The following is a 15976-nucleotide window of genomic DNA, read 5'->3' as shown; positions in this document are numbered from 1 at the left end:
CTCAGACCACCAGCGCCCAGGTGCCGAGCGCGATGGTTGACAGGACGATGACATACTTCAGCCCGCTCAGGACGTCCGCGTCCCGCATGTACCCACAGATGAGCCCCGAGAGGACCGCCTGGAGGGTCACCGCGTGGAAAAAGAGCAGGGAGAGCAGGTCGGTGTCGATGTTGCCCGCGAGGTTGGCGTCCGCGACGCCCGCACCGCCCGTATCGACGTCCTCGGCGCCACCGCTCTCGACGCCCGTCTCGAGCCCGGCGACGGTGTCGATGAACTGCGTTTTGAGGATGGCGATCACCGCCAGCAGCGTCAGGAACGTCATGATGATGATGACGACCTGCATCAACGTCCGCGAACGGCGCTCGCGCTCGATGTCGTCGTGGTTCTCGCTTGCCTGGGCGGCCGTCCGGAGGACGTCGGAGATCTGGTTCGAGGCCTCCTGGGCCTTCGTGATGAGCTTGACGGTCCGGGCGAGGCGGGGAATGTGGTAGGCGTTGTTGAACTCCACCAACGCACCCGTGAGGCTCATCCCGTAGTTGACCTTCGCGTGGACTGTCTCGAACTCCCGGGCGAGCTTCCCGTTGGTCGTCCGGGCGACCGAATCGAGCGACTCCAGCAGCGTCAGCCCGGTATCGTTGGCACTCGAGAGCTTCCGGAGGTCGTCGGACAGCGAGCCGATGACCGCGGTCCGCGAGCGGACGTTCCACTCCCGAAAGACCGCGAGCGGGAGCCCGATCACGTAGAGCGGGACGTAGAGGTAGAGCAGGGTCCCCCAGATCGGGTAGGCGATCATCGCGTCCCAGGAGGTCGGCGCCGCGTCCGAGACGAACGCGACCCCGATCACCGAAAGCGAGGCAGGCACGGTAAGCGCAAGCGTCAGCAGCGGGCTCTGCTTGAACAGGTGGTGGGGCCGCCGGAGGAGGGCGATCGTCTCGTGGGTCCCCTCGTTTCGCTTGATCCGGTCGAAGACGCTGTACTCGCCGGTGTACTCCTCGACCAGCCCGAGGTTCCGAAGGCCCTGGTTTCGGGCGCTCTCGACACGCTTGTCGTCGGTCGACGCGGTGAGGTAGCCGTCGCCGGGCTCGTCGTGTTTGACCGTCGAGACGAGCACGAGAAAGCCCGCGCCGGTCAGCGGGATCAGCCCGTAGATCGTCAGGTAGAGCATCCGGTCGTCGACGTTCGCATCGGGGACCATCTGCATGATGACCATGATGATGATCAGGAGGAGAGGAAACAGCGAGAGCGTCATGTACATCTCCCCGAACAGCTCTAAGGTCTCGAGGGTCATCTCCTGTTGCTGCTTGGCCGTTCGCATGTGCTTCTCCTTTTTGTCCTCGAGGAAGCCCTCCATGTTCCCGCCGCTGTTGACGATCGCGAGCATGTCTGTGAGAAACTGCGAGAGCTCGTCGCTCGGCGTCTCCATCGACTGCTTGCGGATCGCGGTGCGGTAGTCGACGTCGAAGTATTCCGTCTCCTGGACGATGCTCCGGAACTCCTCGGCGACCGCACCGTAGGTGTCGTCGGCCTGGGCCATCGCCTCGATGATCTCGAGCTGATTGAGGCCGCCGACCGACAGCGCGTACATGAACGACACCGAGTCCGTAAGCAGCATGTTGATCTCCCGTTTCCTGGAGGCCGCCCGCGAGTAGGGAAAGATCAGCAGGACCGAAAAACCGATCAGGAAGCCGATCGTGCCGAAGACGAGACCCGTCGAGACGATGAGCCCGGGAATGTAGACCGTGTTGAGGAACTCCACGACCGTCTCGTTGGGGATCGAGACGGTGATCATCGGCGTGAGCCGCACCAGTCCCGTCGCGAACAACAGGTAGCCGAGCGTCAGTCCGCCGATCCAGAGCGCAACGCCACTGATGACGCCGAGTCCGAGCGCCCGCGAGAGGTAGAGTTCGACGGTGTCGGCCATCCGGGCCTGGGCCAGCTTCCGCTCGATGTCGACGACGAGTTTGCTGTCGTCGTCGAACAGGCGGTCGTACAGCGGGTAGAAGAGCTCGCCGAGGCGGTCCGAGCCGCCGTGAAGCCCGCTCCCGGAGTCGCCCGTCCCGACACTCATTCGTCGGCCTCCGGGTCGGCGTCGTCGCCGAAGCCGGAGGCGGCGTCAGCGGTTCCGAACCCGCCGTCCTCATCCGGCTGCTCGTCCCAGTCGAACCCGGTCTCGAGCCCGGTGTCCCCATCGTCCGGATCCCCAACGCTGGCGTCGGCCGCCGCTCCCTCCTCGGCCCACGAGGGTGTCTCGAGATCGATCCCGCCGTCGGCGTCCGCGACCGGGGCGTCCTCGTCGCCCTCGATGTCCTCGCGTCCGTCGACCGGAGCCCGCTCCGCGGCGGGGGCCGCGTCGGCGTCCGCCTGGACCCCGCCGGCCCCGGTCGCACCCGGCCCGTCCGTAAACGTCATCGACTGGCCCGGCTCGACCCCGCCGAGCGCGCTCGCCAGCCCGCCGGAAGCGGTCCCGCGATACGCAGAGAGCACTTCGGTCTCCGCCCGCTCGAGGATCTCCGCCGCGAGTTCGGCGGTCTCGTCGGTGGGATCGGGCCTGGGGACCAGCGCCTCCTTGCTCGGATCGACGTCGATCAACACGCTCTCCATCTCCCGGAGGTCCGCGAGGCTGTCCTCGAGGCGACCGTTGGCGATCAGCGCCAGGATCGTCTCCGGGTCGTTGATAAAGGCCTGGACCGTCGCGGCAACCTCGGCGTAGGTGTTCAGCTCCTTCTCGATGAGGTAGGCGAGGATGACCTTTCGTTCGAACAGCTCGCCCTCCAGCTTCTCGCGGCTCCAGCCCCGGTCGAACTGGATCGCCTGCAGGGTGTTCGAGTCGCCCATCTTGAGGTACTCGTCGGTTTCTGCCTGCCACTGGTAGACGTCCTGGACGTTGATCTCGTCGTTTTCGGCCTCGTAGTGGTTGATCTCGGTCAGGGCCTTGTTCCGGCGGACCTTCGTCCCCTGGACTCTGGTCTGGGTCTGGACCGAGACGAGGTCGAGGGCGGTGAACATCGTCTTCGAGACGTTGATCGGATCAGTCGTGAAGCGTTTGAGTACCTCGTCGACGGAGTCGGCGTGGAACGTGGTGTAGGTCGTGTGGCCCGTCGACATCACCTGGAACAGCGTTCTCCCTTCCTCGCCGCGGATCTCGCCCATCACGATGTAATCGGGGCGTTGTCGGAGGGCGGCCTCGAGCAGGTCGAACTCGTCGACGTCGCCTTTCGCGTCGTCGTTGAACGAGGGCCGGGTGACGCTTGCGACCCAGTTTCGCTGGGGGAGTTCGACCTCCCGGGTGTCCTCGATCGAGACGATTTTCGTGTTCGAGGGGATAAACAGCGAGACGGCGTTCAGCGAGGTCGTCTTCCCCGAGGCAGTGCCGCCCGCGAAGATGAGGCTCTTGTTGTTCTCGATGGCGAGCCAGAGAAAGGCCATCTCCTCTAAGGAGAAGGTGTTCCAGTTGATGAGATCGATCGGCGTGAAGGGGACGTCCTTGAACTGCCGGATCGTGTAGTTGGTTCCGTGGTCGGACACCTCTCGCCCGAGGGTGAGCTGGGCCCGCGAGCCGTCGGGGAGGGTGGCGTCGACCTGGGGCAGACGCTTGCTGATCCCCTTGCCCGAGCGCTGGGCGAGCTTGACGACGAAGTCGTCCAACTCCTCCTCGCCGTGGAAGACGTTCGAGATGATCTGTTCGTACGACGAGTGATAGACGAAGACCGGCGAGTCGTAACCGTCACACGAGATGTCCTCGACGTTGATGTCGTGTTTGATCGGGTCGATTCGCTCGTAGCCGATGAAGTTCCGCTTGAGGACGTACAGCAGCTTCTCGACCTGGTACTCCGTCAGCGTGTCCGAATCCTCCGCGAGGAGGACCGGCTCGGGTCTGGCGGTGATCCCCTCGAGGTCGGGATCCGCCTCGGGCTCCCGGCCGAGCAGCCGCCTGATCCGGCGGGGGATCCCGAACCACGACGGCGACCCCGACTCCTCGAAGAGGTCGTAGCGTTTCAACAGCCGCCGGGTCTCGGCCTCGATCACTTCCTTGCGCCCCTCCTCGTCGCCCGCGTGCTCGGCGCCCTCCTCGGAGTACTTGATCGCGGTCCGAAGCTTCCCGGTGAGAAACTCCTGGACCTCGCGTTCGAGGTCGTTTAGGTGGGGCTCGACGGCGTAATACTTCTTCTCGTTTTCCTTCTCGGAATGGAAGACGACGATGAAGGCGTAGGGTTTGTTCACCCAGTAGCGCTCGACCTCCCGGAAGTGACGTTTCTTCTCGAAGGGAACTGCCCGCTCGAGGTCGTACCGGTTGGCGACCGTCGTCGTCCCCGCCGACGTCGAGAAGAACTCGTCCTCCTCGAAGTCCTCCCGGACGTTTACGGTGCGCTCGTCGACGACCCGCGAGGCCGCCGACCCCGCCCTGCCGGCCCACTCGAGGGCTTCCCCGATGCCGTCCTCGAAGTCGGGTGACTCCTCGAGGGCGAACGCCTCGCCGGTGCCCTCAGTCGCCATCCGAACCTCCCTCCCCGTTCGGCCCGGTCATCTCCACCGCCCGTCCGTGCCGGTGCTCCACCGCCGATGCTCTCCGCCCGATCTGTCAACCGCCGATCGAATAGCCATAACCAAAACCAATTCGAACTCGCTCGACGGTTATCCGTCGTCATCCTTCTTTTAGTTTATGGCCTGTCGTTGTCAGTGTTAATTACTGTCTCGGCAGTCGAGTTAACACCGATCGGAGAGGTTCGATACCGCCGGAGATCCGTTGGCGACGGATCGTCCCTCCAGTTAGTGATCGTCGACTACGGCGCTCGCGGACTCTCGCAGAACCCGTCGAACCTTCGTCCGTCTCGAACTCGCCAGTCGGTGTTCACTGTGTCGCTCGCGAACAAGCGGGCGTGACGGGAGTGAGCGGACGCATCGCGCCCGTGAGACGAGCGCAGCGAAGTCGAACGGGCGTGACGGGATTCGAACCACGGTCGGACGTGCTCGCGTCGCTGCGCGCGACCTCCCTGATTCGAATCTCTCGTGTCGCTTGCACGGCTCGCTGTCGCTCGCCGGCAAGCGGGCGTGACGGGATTCGAACCCGCGATCAGAAGGTTAGGAACCTTCTGCCCTCTCCGCTAGGCCACACGCCCCGTCAAAACGAGTCGTCGATCTATCGGCGGTCGGTGTCCGTTTCGGTCTCGCGCTCGAACCCGCTGTCGGTCTCGCCAGGTCCGGAGTCGGTTCCGGTCCCCGCGTTCGGGTCGGCGCCGGCACCGCCGGTTTCCGTCGTGGTCGTCGTGGTATCGGTGGTCGTGTCAGCGGTGGTGGTGTCGGTACCCGTACTCGAGGTTCCGAACTCGTCGTCGTCGGTCTCCAGAGAGCCCATCTCGCGCATCTCCTCGAGTTCGGTTTCGACCTTTTCTCTCCCCTTCTGGAACTCGCCCATGGCCTCGCCGGTCGACCGTGCAAGCTTCGGGATCTTGTTCGCCCCGAAGAGCAGGATGGCGATGAAGAGGATGATTACCAGTTCCGGTCCCCCAGGCATGGGGACGAACAGCGGTGCGATTTCGGTTACCATCTCTATACGGCCGTTGTCCGGTGGCAATTATAACCTTTTTGCTCCATCGGGTCAACCGCGTTCGCCCGCCAGGGGTCCGCTCACACCTCTTCGGGCGAACGTCGCCGACTACCCCTTCAATGTGGTGGTACGATCGTCTATCCGGCCGCAAGCGAAACCGTCTTTTTCTCGTGATAGTAAGCCGGGACCGATGGTACGACAAGGCGACACCGCCCCCGACTTCACGGCTCCGCTTTCAACCGGCGACATCGAGTCGATCACCCTCTCGGACCGGCTGGACGAGGCACCGATCGTCCTCGCCTTTTTCCCCGGGGCGTTCTCGAGCGTCTGTACCGACGAGATGTGTACGTTCCAGGACCGACTCTCGGCGTTTTCGGAGTTCGACGCGACGGTCTACGGCGTCAGCGTCGACTCCCCGTTCGCACAGAACGCCTTTCGGGAGCGAAACGGGCTCACCTTCGACATCGTGAGCGACTTCGACCGGGAGATCATCGACGACTACGACGTCCGGATGGACTTCGAGGACCTCGGGGTCCACGGCGTCGCCAAGCGCTCGGTGTTCGTCATCGACGGCGACGGCGAGATCACCTACTCGTGGGTCAGCGACGATCCGGGTGTCGAACCCGACTACGACGAGGTCGAGGACGCGGTCGCGAACACGGCGTAGCGGCGGAGTCCTTTTTTGTACGACGCTCCAAGGACGAAGAACCCATGAGTGAGACAGAAGCCACTGAGTCACCGGACACCGTCTACAACCCCAACGAGGACCACAACTTTCCCGACGAGAAACTGAACGACGTCCTCGACTTCCTCGACGCCGACGAGGAGATCCGGACCTATCTCGAGGCCCAAAACGTAAACGCCGTCGACCGGATGCGCTACAACGACCACGGCGCCAAACACATCTCCATCGTTCGCAACCGGGCGCTGTGTCTCTACGACCTTCTGAAGGCCGGCAACGTCGACTTCAACGGCGCCCGCGAGCAGGGGCTAGCGGAGGAAGACGAGGCCGTCATCGTCGCCCTCGCGGCGACCCTCCACGACATCGGCCACGTCGTCCACCGCGACAGCCACGCCTACTACTCGATCCCGCTCGCGGCGGACGTTCTGGACCGAATCCTCCCCGAGTTCTACGACGTCGCCGAGACCGTCCGGATGAAAGGCGAGACCCTCCACGCGATCCTCTGTCACCACACCGAGGAGACGCCGCTCACCACGGAGGCGGGCGTCATCCGGATCGCCGACGCCCTCGACATGGAACGGGGGCGCTCGCGGATCCCCTACGAACAGGGCGGGCGCGGGATCAACACCCTCTCGAGCCAGGCGATCGAGTCCGTCTCCCTGCACGAGGGCGAGGGTCGGCCCGTGATGGTCGAGATCGCGATGACCAACGCCGCCGGCGTCTACCAGGTCGACAACCTCCTGAAGGCGAAGCTCCGGGACTCGGGGCTCGAGGAGGCGATCCGAATCGTCGCGGTCAACACGAACGAGGAGCGCGACCAGCTCGTCGAGCGCATCGAGCTCTGAGGAGCGTGGCCGACCGCAAGGACGAGGACGAACGGGAGTGGCCCGAGCCCGGCAGGGGGTCCGCGAGTCCCGGCGCCGACTGGAACCGCTACGGCCTGGGGCTCCGGCTCGCGTGTTCGGTCGCCGCCCTCCTCGTTCTCGTCTGGCTGACGCGGGGGTTCTTGGTGGAGGTCGTTCCGCGCCTCTGGCCGCCGACCGACCCCACCTCCCAGTGGGCGACGCTGGTCACCTTACACGCCTTCGGCTACCTCGTCGTCCCGCTGATGGTCGGCTCCCTGCTGGCCGACCTCGTCCTCGAGCGATTCCTCGAAAATCAGACCGAGTAGAAGCCGTTCTCGTTCCGGACGTACCCCCGCTCGCGCAGCGTCGAGACGATCGAGAGCACGGACCCCTTGTCGACGTGAAGGGTCTCACAGACGTCGTCCGCCGTCGCCCCGCCGGTGACCGCCAGATACTGGTAGATGAGCTTCGCTCGCGCCGACTCCAAGTCGTCGGGCACGGTCAGATCCATCCGCGTCGTGACTGAGGCCATACACCCACCAATTTCTTCGACGATATTAAAACCTACCATCGACAATCGACGTAATAACGGCCACGGGAATCGGGTCTCACAGTCGGTTTCGCCGCGTTCCTGGCTCACGGACGGAGTTTTCCCCACCGTCGCGTCCGGCGATCGTCGTGTATCATGATCGTTCCAGTCACTGAGGGGCCGGTTCGCGACACCGAAACCGGAGTCCGAACGACGAGTCCCGGAGGTCCCCGCGGACGAGGCCAGCGAAAGAACGGGAAAACGGGCGTCTCAGTAGCTGCGGGTCTTGGGCTCGTAGGTCTTGTCCTGACCCTCGAGGATGACCGGACGGTACCAGATCGAGGGTTTGCCGCCGTTCCAGGAGATCAGCGTGTGTTTGAGCCACTCGTCGTCGTCGCGCTCCTGGTTCTCCTGGCGCCAGTGAGCGCCCCGGAACTCGTTACGGACGAGCGCGCCGAGCGCGATCGTCTCGGCGACGTCGATCAGGTTCCGCGTCTCGATGGTCTGCTGGAGGTCGGTGTTGAAGGTGCGGGAGGGGTCGTCCACGTAGACGTCCCGGTACTCCTCCCGACACTCCCGGATGGTCTCCAAGGCACGCTCTACCCCCTCGCGGTTCCGGAAGACGTTGACGTCGGCGGTCATCGCCTGCTGGAGTTTCGCGCGGATCTCGGCGTGTTGAACCCCGTCGTCTCTCCCCATCAGGCGCTCGACGCGCTCGCGCTCGCGATCGACGGCTCGTTCGACGAGTCCTTCGGCGTCCGCGACCGCGCCGGCGCCGTCGGCGACGGCCTCGCCGGACCCTCGCTCGGGCAGGCCGGCCTCGCCGGGGGTGACGGGGAGCTCCATCCCCTCGTCCTCGACGTCGTCGCCGTAGCCCGTCTCGATCTCGGGAGTCCCGAGATCCTCGCCGGCGGCGTGGCGACCCGCGCGCTTGCCGAAGACGACGAGTTCGGGCAGGGCATTGCCGCCCAGTCGGTTCGCGCCGTGGACCGAGACGCAGGCACACTCGCCGGCCGCGTAGAGGCCGTCGATACAGGTCTGGCCGTTCTCGTCGGTTTCAATCCCGCCCATCTCGTAGTGCTGGCCGGGTTTGACCGGCATCGGCTCGACGAGGCCGTCGACGCCCTCGAAGTCCTCGGCGAGGTGGAGGATGTTCTCGAGGCGGTCGAGGATGCGCTCGGAGCCGAGGTGGCGCATGTCGAGGTGGACGTACTCGTCCTCGATTCCCCGGCCCTCGTTTACCTCCGTCAGCTCCGCCCGCGAGACGACGTCACGGGAGGCGAGTTCGCCGTCGTTGTTCGCGTAGCCGCGTTCGAACATGAACCGCTCGCCGCCCTCGTTGTACAGAATTCCGCCCTCGCCGCGGACCCCCTCGCTGATGAGGACGCCCGTCGAGGGGAGCGTCGTCGGGTGAAACTGGACGAACTCCATGTCCTCCATCGGGACGCCCGCGCGATAGGCCATCGCGTTGCCGTCGCCCGTACAGGAGACGGCGTTGGTGGTGTGATCGAACGCCTGTCCCGGTCCGCCGGTGGCGAGGATGACGCCGTCGCGGGCGCGAAAGCCCTCGACGCCGCCCGACTGGACGTCGTAGGCGACGACGCCGTGACAGCTCCGGTCGTTGGGGTCGGCCTCGCCCGAGACCGCGAGGTTCATCACGTACCACTCGTCGTACACCTGGATGCCCCGTTTGACGACCTGTTCGTACAGCGTGTGCAACAGGTGGTGGCCCGTCTCCGCGCCCGCGTAGGTCGTCCGCGGGAAGGAGAGGCCGCCGAAGGGCCGCTGGGAGACCCGGCCGTCGTCCTCCCGCGAGAACGGCATCCCCCAGTGTTCGAGCCGGATCGTGTCCTCGGGGGCGTCCTGGGCCAGGGTCTCGATCGCGGGGGCGTCGCCCAGGTAGTCCGAGCCCTTCATCGTGTCGTAGGCGTGGAGTTCCCAGTCGTCGCCCTCTCGGAGGGCCGCGTTGATCCCGCCCTCCGCGGCGCCGGTGTGGCTGCGCACCGGGTGGAGCTTCGATACCATCGCCACGTCCGCGCCCGCCTCGTGGGCACCGATCGCGGCTCTGAGGCCGGCGCCGCCGGCGCCGACCACGATGACGTCGTGTTCGTACATTGTGTGGATACCTCGTTACCAGAACTTCAGGTTCTTCTTCACTGCCTCCCGCTTGAGTTCCTGGATGTGCTCGGTCAGCGGGATGTCCTTCGGGCAGACCTCCGTACAGGAGAACTGGGTCTGACACCGCCAGACGCCGTGTTCCTGCTCTAAGATTCGGAGCCGGTGTTCCTTGATCTCCTCGTCCTCGCGGTCGTCCATCGCGAAGCGGTAGGCCTTGTTGATCGCCGCCGGCCCGAGATACTCGTTGTCCCCCGCAGCGATGTTACACGAGGACATACAGGCGCCACACCAGATACACCGTGTGGACATCTTGACCTTCTCCCGGTTCTCCCGGGACTGGCGCTGTTCGTCGAGTTCGCTCGCGTCGGGCGTCTCCTCGTCCTGGAAGTAGGGCTCGACGGCGTGCATCTGGTCGTAGAAGTGTTCCATCTCGACGACCAGGTCCTTGACCGCCTCCTGGTGGGGAAGCGGTTCGACGCGGACCGGCTGGTCGAGATCGGCGATCTGTGTCTTACAGCCCAGACGCTGGCGGCCGTTGATGAAGAAGGCGTCCGAGCCACAGATCGCCTGTCGACAGGAGTGTCGGAACGTAAGCGAGGAGTCGAACTCGTCTCTGGCGTAGATCAGGGCGTCGAGGACGGTCATCCCGCGCTCGAAGGGGACGTGGAAGTCGTCGAAGCGCGGTTCCTGCTTTCCTTCGACCTCGGGGTCGTACCGGAACACCTTGAGGTGAACCCGGTCGTCGTCCATGTCGTGGTCTGACTCGGCCCGTTCGCGCTCCTCTAAGGCCGCCTGCTTTCGCTGCAGGCGTTCCTGCTGGGGCGAGGCCAGCCCGCTCATCTCCTGGTCCTCGGGGACCTCCTGGCTCTCCGGTTCCTCCGGCTCGCTCTCGACGGATTCCTGTTGTGTACTCATGTTAGATCCACCCGGCCATGGCGACCGCGACGTAGATTCCCTGTGCGACGAGCGCTAGCCCTGCTATCGTAAGCACCGCGAGGACGACCTTCTTCGGCGTTCCTTCGAGGCCCTGGTTGACGAGGGCGTTGTAGACCCCGTTGACGCCGTGGAAGGCGGCGGTGATCAGGAAGAGGACCATCGTGACGAAGTAGCCGACGGTCTCCATACGGGCCTGGGTACCGGCGAACGTGATCTCGGCGGCGTGGTTGACGAAGTGGAGGAGAAAGAAGTGGAACGCGAGCACCACGACCAGGAAGGCCGCGGTGATCCGCTGGAGGAGCCAGCCGGTGCCACCGGGCGTAAACGAGGAGTAGCGCTCGGCCATCAGATCCCCACCCCCTGGAGGAACGTCGGCACGCTCGCGACGGTGATCGCGCCGGTGATCACCAGCGAGGCGTAGAAGCTCCTGTCCTGGCTCTCGAGCCCGATACCCAGATCGACCATCAGGAGCCGCAGCCCGTTCAGGATGTGAAAGACGGCGACGGCGAGGAGGCCGACCTCAAGGACCCGTATGAGAAAGAGGCTCTCCAGGCCCTGGATCGTCCCGGTGTAGGCGTCGGGCCCCGTCAGCGCGCTACTCAGGACGGCGATGTGGGTAAACAGGTAGCCGATCAGCATCCACCCGGTGAACTTATGAAAGATCCACGCCCACATCCCCGCGGAGAACTCCCGCCACCGGCCGAAGTCCTCGACGAGGCCGCGATTGTAAGACTGGCTCATACTCTCGTGTCGAGCGTTGGACCCCGGAGGTATAGAAGTTACTTTTGTCGCCCTCCCGGAGTTGCCGGCGGTGGGGTGACGGTCCGTCGACCCTATTGGTCGAAACGGTCGACGAAGCGCCGGCCCGCCTCGAGGTCGCGCTCGAAGGCCTTCCGGGTGTCCTCGCTCAGTCCGACGAGGTGACACAGCGGGTTCCCCGGATAGACGACGGGGTTCTCTAAGATGCCGACGACGAGGCCGGTGAAGGGGGCCTCGACGCGTTCGACGTCCTCGTCTTCCTTGAACGGGTTGGTGATCGCACAGATGACGTCGCCCTCGTAGACGAGGTCGCCGCTCTCGAACTTCATGTCGACGATGCCGCCCGCGTCGGCCCGGAGCCAGGTCTTGTCGTTCTCGTCGTCGATTACCGTCCGCCAGCCGGGCCAGTGGACCGACGACTCGCGGTGGAGGCCGAACTCCGCGAGAACGCTCGCGACGCCGGTCAGGGCGCGCTCGATCAGGCGGCGCTGGAACCGATGGGCCTCGCCCATCTCGATCGTGATCGTCTGGACCCCCTCCTCGGTCGCCTCCCGGCGGAGGGTGCCGTCGGCGCCCTCGCCGTCGATGACGACGTTCGAACTGAACGCCTTCGCGAGGCGGGCGACCTCCGGGTCGTCCATGTCCGCCCGGACGTGGAGCATGTTGGTTCGTCCGCGTGTCGAGGTGTGAAAGTCGAGCCCGACGTCACAGGGTTCGATGAAGTTGGTGAAGATCCGGTGGGCCATCCGGTTGGCGCTCGTCGAGTCCGACCGACCGGGAAAAGACCGGTTCAGGTCCCGGTCGTAGATCGGGAGGTACCGTTGCTGGGCGAGAAAGCCGGGGACGTTCATCACCGGCAGACAGACGAGCGTGCCACAGAGCACGGAGTGGTCCCAGTCGTGGGCCACCTCGCGGACGACCTCGACCCCGTTCAACTCGTCGCCGTGGCTCGCCGCCGACAGGAACACCGTGGGACCGGGCCGGGCGCCGTTGACGATGGTGACCGGAATTCGGACGGGATCGCCGAGGTAGGTCTCGCTGATCCCGTAACGGACGTTCGCCGATTCGCCGGGATCGACCCGCCCTCCGTTGTAGGTGAAGGGCTCGGGCTCGCCAGCAGGGTCGGCGGCGGCCGCCGAGTCCGACGTGTCGCTCATAGCCGAGCCTGCACCGACAGAGGGATAAACTTGCCCACCCGCGGCGCGGAATCGCACGACGACCGCCGGCCATGCACATACTCTTTGTAAGGGGCCGTCCAACTCGACCCCATGAACGTTCGCGAAGCGACCGACGAGGACGTCGAAGGGATCAGATCGATCGCCGGCAACTCCCTCCGGGAGTCGTACACCCACTTCCTGGCGGCGGAGACGATCGACGACGCCGTCGAGAACTGGTACGGCGAGGCGTTCGGCGACGAACTCGAAAGCGAGGACTTCCTCGTGCTCGTCGCCGAGGAGGACGGCGAACCGATCGCGTTCTCCCAGAGCGAGTTCGTCGGCGAGGGCCAGACGGAGGGCCGGATCCGCTGGATCCACGTCGATCCCGAGGCCCGGGGCGGCGGCACCGGCGTCCGGCTGCTCGCCCGGACCAGAGAGCGCCTCATCGAGGACGGCGCCGAAGGCATCCGGGCGACCGTCCTCGAGGACAACGAGTTCGGCAACGAGTTCTACGCCGAGAACGGGTTCGAGCGGGCGGGAACCCTCGAGGTCGAGATCGGCGGCGAGAGCTACACGGAGAACGTCTTCGTCGAAGCCGAGTCGGGCATCGAGGAGGGCGGCTGGCGCGCCCTGGAGGCCGTCGAGGACGACGGCGAGACGATCTACGTCAGCTACGGCGAACCCGCGCGGGGCTCGGAGGCACCGTTTTACACCGCCTACGAGGAGGAAGAGGGCGAGGATCGCTACGGCTGGTTCTGTGGCAACTGCGACTCGCTGGACAACGCGATGGACGCGATGGGCCGGATCCAGTGTAACGCGTGTGGCAACCGCCGGAAGGCGACCCGCTGGGACGCGTCCTACCTGTAGGTCGGGCGTACTCCCCGTCCGTTCGCCGCCGGCGAGCCGCCGGTACGACGCGGCGCCGTACGATACGGAACCGTACGACGTGGACTGGACTCAGAGAGCCCCGACGCAGGGCTCCCGAAGCTGTGATCGGGTAACCGCCCCGTGTCCCGGCGAAGGGGGTCAATAACGAACCGCGGGTCGGGCGACTCCGGAGTCGAGCGCCGACGTCCGCCCAGCGGCGGCCGGCCTCGACACCGCCATCCATGACCGCAACACGGAGCCACATCGTCCGCGGGTTCACGGCGACGCTTCTCGCCCGGGCGATCTACATGGGCTCGACGGCAGTGCTCATGCTCGTCCTCGCACGCTACCTCCTCTCGCCCGACGCCTACGGCTCGCTTTTCTGGGTGATCGGAATTCTGAGCGTCGTCCAGCTCGCGGCCGACCTCGGGATCGGGAAGGCCGCCGCGCGCTACCTCGCGGAGTATCGCACCCGGGATCCGGGCCAGATCCCCCACCTGCTTCGAGCGACGGTCTCCTACAAGCTGGTCGTCCTCGCCGTCGTCGCCGGCGCGCTCCTTGTGGCCCACGACCCCCTCGCGGCGGCGCTGGGAGAGCCCTCCGTCGCGCCCTTCTTCGCCGTCGGCGCCGTCTACGTCGTCGCGAACTCCTTTGCGGGGTTCTCCCAGGTCGCCCTTCAGGGGTTCAATCGCCTCGAGTACAGCGCAGCCGTCCAGTCGGGGACGGCAGTGGTTCGGACGGCGGTCGCCATCGCGCTCGCCGCGGCGGGGCTGGGCGCGCTCGGGGCCTTCCTCGGTTACGTCGCGGGCGCGGCGGTCGGCGCGGCCATCGGCCTCGGGGTCCTGTACGTCAAGTTCTACCGGACCCACGAGGCCGCACCCCGGTTCGAGCCCGGGCTCCCCCGGCGCCTGCTGGAGTACAGCGTCCCGCTGACCGCGACCCGGAGCGCGAACGTCCTCGACAAACAGATCGACATCGTCCTCGTCGGCGCCATTCTCAATCCCGCCGCGGTCGCCTTCTACACCCTCGCAAAGCAGATCACCGACTTCGCGCTCGCGCCCGCGGACTCGCTCGGGTTCGCGCTCTCGCCGAACTTCGGTGAGGGGAAAGCCGCCGGCGACGTCGCCGAGATCCGGACGCTGTACCGGACGGCCTTGGAACACACCCTCCTGCTCTACGTCCCGGCGGCGACCGGACTGGCGATCGTCGCCGGCCCGTTCGTCTCCCTCGTCGTCGGTGCCGACTACGCGGACGCGGTGCCCGTCCTGCGGGTGCTCGCCGCATTCGTCGTCCTCCAGGCGATTACGAACGTCACGAGCGACGGGCTCGACTACCTCGGGCGGGCCCGCTCGCGCGCGATCGCGAAGGGGGCGACCTCGGTCGCGAACTTCGTTCTCAACCTCCTCTTGATCCCGACGGTCGGGATCGTCGGCGCCGCCGCCGCGACCGTCGTGACCCACACGATCTACGTCGCGATCAACCTCCGGATCGTCCACGCCGAACTCTCCCTCCCCGTCAGGGAGATCGCCCACTCAGTCGTCACGATCGGCGCGATCACGCTCGCGATGGCCATCGCGGTGACGCTCGTGGCACCGATGATCTCGGGGCCGATCACGCTCGCGAGCGCCGTCGCCCTCGGCGGAGCGGTCTGGGCGGTCCTCGCGGTCGGGAGCGGGCTCGTCGATCCCGGAGTCGTCCGCCGGACGCTCGCCTCAGTATGAGGGCTCCTCCTCGCGCTCGCCCTCGCGGCGGTTGACCAGACGCGCGAACGTAAAGAGCGCGTCCGACAGCCGGTTCAGGTATCGGATCGGCTCCGCTCGAACCGGCTCCTCGTCGGCCAGCGCCACCGCGCGGCGCTCGGCCCGCCGACAGACCGTCCGGGCGTGGTGGAGCGCCGCCCCGGCCTCGCTTCCCGTCGGCAGAATAAAGGACTGGAGGGGCTCGAGCTCCTCGTTGCAGTCGTCGATCCACTCCTCGAGCGTTTCGACACGCTCCTCGCCGATGGTCGGGTCGCCCTCTTCGGGATCGGGATTGGCGAACTCCGCCTGAACGACGTGGAGGTGGTTCTGGATCCGCTCGAGATAGTCGTCGATAGCGTCGTGGCCCGTCGGGCGGACGGTACCGACTAGGGCGTTGAGTTCGTCGACCGTCCCGTAGGTCTCGATCCGCGGGCTGGCCTTCGAGACCCGGGTCATGTCACGGAGATCGGTCTCCCCCTCGTCGCCGCGGCCGGTGTAGATCGTCATGCACGAACCGAGGCGCGCGCTCCACTTATACCGGCTGGTCGGCCAAACCAGTACGTTAAACCTCCTCCACGAACGATCACGACCATGAGCCTCGAACTCGATCACGCCTGCCCGGACTGTGGGGAAGAACGGACGTTCTACCGCGCAGCCAGCACGACGCTACACCTGGGCGAGAAAGTCAAGTGGCACTGTCCGGACTGCGAGTACGGTTTCGTCCGGATCAACGGCATCGACTCGAGTACCGCGTAGCGCCTCGGCCGGAGTGCCGGGCCGCCGGATCTATTATCGTCCG

15 protein-coding genes, 1 tRNA gene and 1 pseudogene are annotated in these 15976 nt (G+C 65.9%); 6 read left to right on the top strand and 11 right to left on the bottom strand.

What is annotated here, in order from left to right:
- Position 1 precedes the first annotated feature (1 nt).
- The 4 genes and pseudogenes from DVH23_RS12015 to DVH23_RS12000 form a co-directional block, all read right to left on the bottom strand.
- Positions 2–2068 (bottom strand): type II secretion system F family protein, encoded by a 2067-nt coding sequence (locus tag DVH23_RS12015; protein WP_114577670.1) that lies wholly within the window; start codon positions 2066–2068, stop codon positions 2–4.
- Positions 2065–4494: a type II/IV secretion system ATPase subunit gene (locus DVH23_RS12010; protein WP_232833752.1), complete on the bottom strand. Its 2430-nt coding sequence runs from the start codon at positions 4492–4494 to the stop codon at positions 2065–2067. Before DVH23_RS12010 ends, DVH23_RS12015 begins: the two co-directional genes overlap by 4 nt.
- 550 nt (positions 4495–5044) lie before the next feature.
- A tRNA-Arg gene (locus DVH23_RS12005) sits at positions 5045–5117 on the bottom strand.
- Between the two features lie 131 nt (positions 5118–5248).
- Positions 5249–5545, bottom strand: a pseudogene (locus DVH23_RS12000) (twin-arginine translocase TatA/TatE family subunit); the annotation flags it as partial.
- A 190-nt stretch (positions 5546–5735) separates the two neighbouring features.
- Here DVH23_RS12000 and DVH23_RS11995 point away from each other — a divergent pair.
- Genes DVH23_RS11995 through DVH23_RS11985 form a run of 3 tightly spaced genes read left to right on the top strand, consistent with a single transcriptional unit; the run spans position 5736 to position 7398 of the window.
- Complete coding sequence (locus DVH23_RS11995; RefSeq protein ID WP_114577669.1) at positions 5736–6212, top strand: redoxin domain-containing protein; 477 nt, start codon at positions 5736–5738, stop codon at positions 6210–6212.
- A gap of 44 nt (positions 6213–6256) precedes the next feature.
- Positions 6257–7072 carry an HD domain-containing protein gene (locus DVH23_RS11990; protein WP_114577668.1) on the top strand — a complete coding sequence of 272 codons (816 nt, stop codon included), beginning with the start codon at positions 6257–6259 and terminating at the stop codon, positions 7070–7072.
- Positions 7073–7077: 5 nt separating this feature from the next.
- Positions 7078–7398 (top strand): hypothetical protein, encoded by a 321-nt coding sequence (locus DVH23_RS11985; protein WP_114577667.1) that lies wholly within the window; start codon positions 7078–7080, stop codon positions 7396–7398.
- Here DVH23_RS11985 and DVH23_RS11980 read toward each other — a convergent pair.
- The 6 genes from DVH23_RS11980 to DVH23_RS11955 form a co-directional block, all read right to left on the bottom strand.
- Positions 7386–7604 carry a helix-turn-helix domain-containing protein gene (locus tag DVH23_RS11980; protein WP_114577666.1) on the bottom strand — a complete coding sequence of 73 codons (219 nt, stop codon included), beginning with the start codon at positions 7602–7604 and terminating at the stop codon, positions 7386–7388. The two genes, DVH23_RS11985 and DVH23_RS11980, sit on opposite strands and share 13 nt — an antisense overlap.
- A gap of 267 nt (positions 7605–7871) precedes the next feature.
- Positions 7872–9716: an FAD-binding protein gene (locus DVH23_RS11975; RefSeq protein WP_114577665.1), complete on the bottom strand. Its 1845-nt coding sequence runs from the start codon at positions 9714–9716 to the stop codon at positions 7872–7874.
- Positions 9717–9731: 15 nt separating this feature from the next.
- The gene (locus DVH23_RS11970; RefSeq protein WP_114577664.1) at positions 9732–10634 is read right to left on the bottom strand and encodes a succinate dehydrogenase/fumarate reductase iron-sulfur subunit; all 903 of its coding nucleotides are present in this window, start codon (positions 10632–10634) and stop codon (positions 9732–9734) included.
- Position 10635: 1 nt separating this feature from the next.
- Positions 10636–11001 carry a succinate dehydrogenase hydrophobic membrane anchor subunit gene (locus tag DVH23_RS11965; RefSeq protein ID WP_114577663.1) on the bottom strand — a complete coding sequence of 122 codons (366 nt, stop codon included), beginning with the start codon at positions 10999–11001 and terminating at the stop codon, positions 10636–10638.
- Positions 11001–11396, bottom strand: a complete 396-nt coding sequence (sdhC, locus tag DVH23_RS11960) for a succinate dehydrogenase, cytochrome b556 subunit (protein WP_114577662.1) — start codon at positions 11394–11396, stop codon at positions 11001–11003. The genes DVH23_RS11965 and sdhC overlap by 1 nt, the downstream gene beginning before the upstream one ends.
- A 92-nt stretch (positions 11397–11488) precedes the next feature.
- A complete protein-coding gene (locus DVH23_RS11955; protein ID WP_114577661.1) occupies positions 11489–12571 on the bottom strand; it encodes a succinylglutamate desuccinylase/aspartoacylase family protein in 1083 nt (360 codons plus the stop codon).
- A 111-nt stretch (positions 12572–12682) separates the two neighbouring features.
- Between DVH23_RS11955 and DVH23_RS11950 the strand changes: the two genes are divergently transcribed.
- On the top strand, positions 12683–13438 hold the full coding sequence (locus DVH23_RS11950; protein ID WP_114577660.1) for a GNAT family N-acetyltransferase: 756 nt from the start codon (positions 12683–12685) through the stop codon (positions 13436–13438).
- A gap of 242 nt (positions 13439–13680) precedes the next feature.
- The gene (locus DVH23_RS11945) at positions 13681–15159 is read left to right on the top strand and encodes a flippase (RefSeq protein ID WP_114577659.1); all 1479 of its coding nucleotides are present in this window, start codon (positions 13681–13683) and stop codon (positions 15157–15159) included.
- On the opposite strand, the gene DVH23_RS11940 is transcribed toward DVH23_RS11945, so the two are convergent.
- Complete coding sequence (locus DVH23_RS11940; protein ID WP_114577658.1) at positions 15151–15684, bottom strand: cob(I)yrinic acid a,c-diamide adenosyltransferase; 534 nt, start codon at positions 15682–15684, stop codon at positions 15151–15153. The two genes, DVH23_RS11945 and DVH23_RS11940, sit on opposite strands and share 9 nt — an antisense overlap.
- Positions 15685–15768: 84 nt before the next feature.
- On the opposite strand from DVH23_RS11940, the gene DVH23_RS24255 reads away from it, so the two are divergent.
- Complete coding sequence (locus DVH23_RS24255) at positions 15769–15933, top strand: hypothetical protein (RefSeq protein WP_198667918.1); 165 nt, start codon at positions 15769–15771, stop codon at positions 15931–15933.
- Positions 15934–15976: the final 43 nt, after the last annotated feature.

This window comes from Saliphagus sp. LR7, assembly GCF_003344565.1.
Classification (GTDB): Archaea; Halobacteriota; Halobacteria; order Halobacteriales; family Natrialbaceae; genus Saliphagus; species Saliphagus infecundisoli.
Note: the sequence above shows the minus strand (reverse complement) of the source record. Positions and strands in the feature narration are given on the sequence as shown.

Excerpts from the sequence above, each read along its gene's own strand:
- DVH23_RS11950 (WP_114577660.1), top strand. The coding sequence starts at position 12,683 with ATGAACGTTCGCGAAGCGACCGACGAGGACGTCGAAGGGATCAGATCG.
- DVH23_RS11980 (WP_114577666.1), bottom strand. The coding sequence starts at position 7,604 with ATGGCCTCAGTCACGACGCGGATGGATCTGACCGTGCCCGACGACTTG.
- DVH23_RS11955 (WP_114577661.1), bottom strand. The coding sequence starts at position 12,571 with ATGAGCGACACGTCGGACTCGGCGGCCGCCGCCGACCCTGCTGGCGAG.
- DVH23_RS11940 (WP_114577658.1), bottom strand. The coding sequence starts at position 15,684 with ATGACGATCTACACCGGCCGCGGCGACGAGGGGGAGACCGATCTCCGT.
- DVH23_RS11975 (WP_114577665.1), bottom strand. The coding sequence starts at position 9,716 with ATGTACGAACACGACGTCATCGTGGTCGGCGCCGGCGGCGCCGGCCTC.
- DVH23_RS12010 (WP_232833752.1), bottom strand. The coding sequence starts at position 4,494 with ATGGCGACTGAGGGCACCGGCGAGGCGTTCGCCCTCGAGGAGTCACCC.
- DVH23_RS11970 (WP_114577664.1), bottom strand. The coding sequence starts at position 10,634 with ATGAGTACACAACAGGAATCCGTCGAGAGCGAGCCGGAGGAACCGGAG.
- DVH23_RS11995 (WP_114577669.1), top strand. The coding sequence starts at position 5,736 with ATGGTACGACAAGGCGACACCGCCCCCGACTTCACGGCTCCGCTTTCA.
- DVH23_RS24255 (WP_198667918.1), top strand. The coding sequence starts at position 15,769 with ATGAGCCTCGAACTCGATCACGCCTGCCCGGACTGTGGGGAAGAACGG.
- DVH23_RS11990 (WP_114577668.1), top strand. The coding sequence starts at position 6,257 with ATGAGTGAGACAGAAGCCACTGAGTCACCGGACACCGTCTACAACCCC.
- DVH23_RS11945 (WP_114577659.1), top strand. The coding sequence starts at position 13,681 with ATGACCGCAACACGGAGCCACATCGTCCGCGGGTTCACGGCGACGCTT.
- DVH23_RS12015 (WP_114577670.1), bottom strand. The coding sequence starts at position 2,068 with ATGAGTGTCGGGACGGGCGACTCCGGGAGCGGGCTTCACGGCGGCTCG.
- sdhC (WP_114577662.1), bottom strand. The coding sequence starts at position 11,396 with ATGAGCCAGTCTTACAATCGCGGCCTCGTCGAGGACTTCGGCCGGTGG.
- DVH23_RS11965 (WP_114577663.1), bottom strand. The coding sequence starts at position 11,001 with ATGGCCGAGCGCTACTCCTCGTTTACGCCCGGTGGCACCGGCTGGCTC.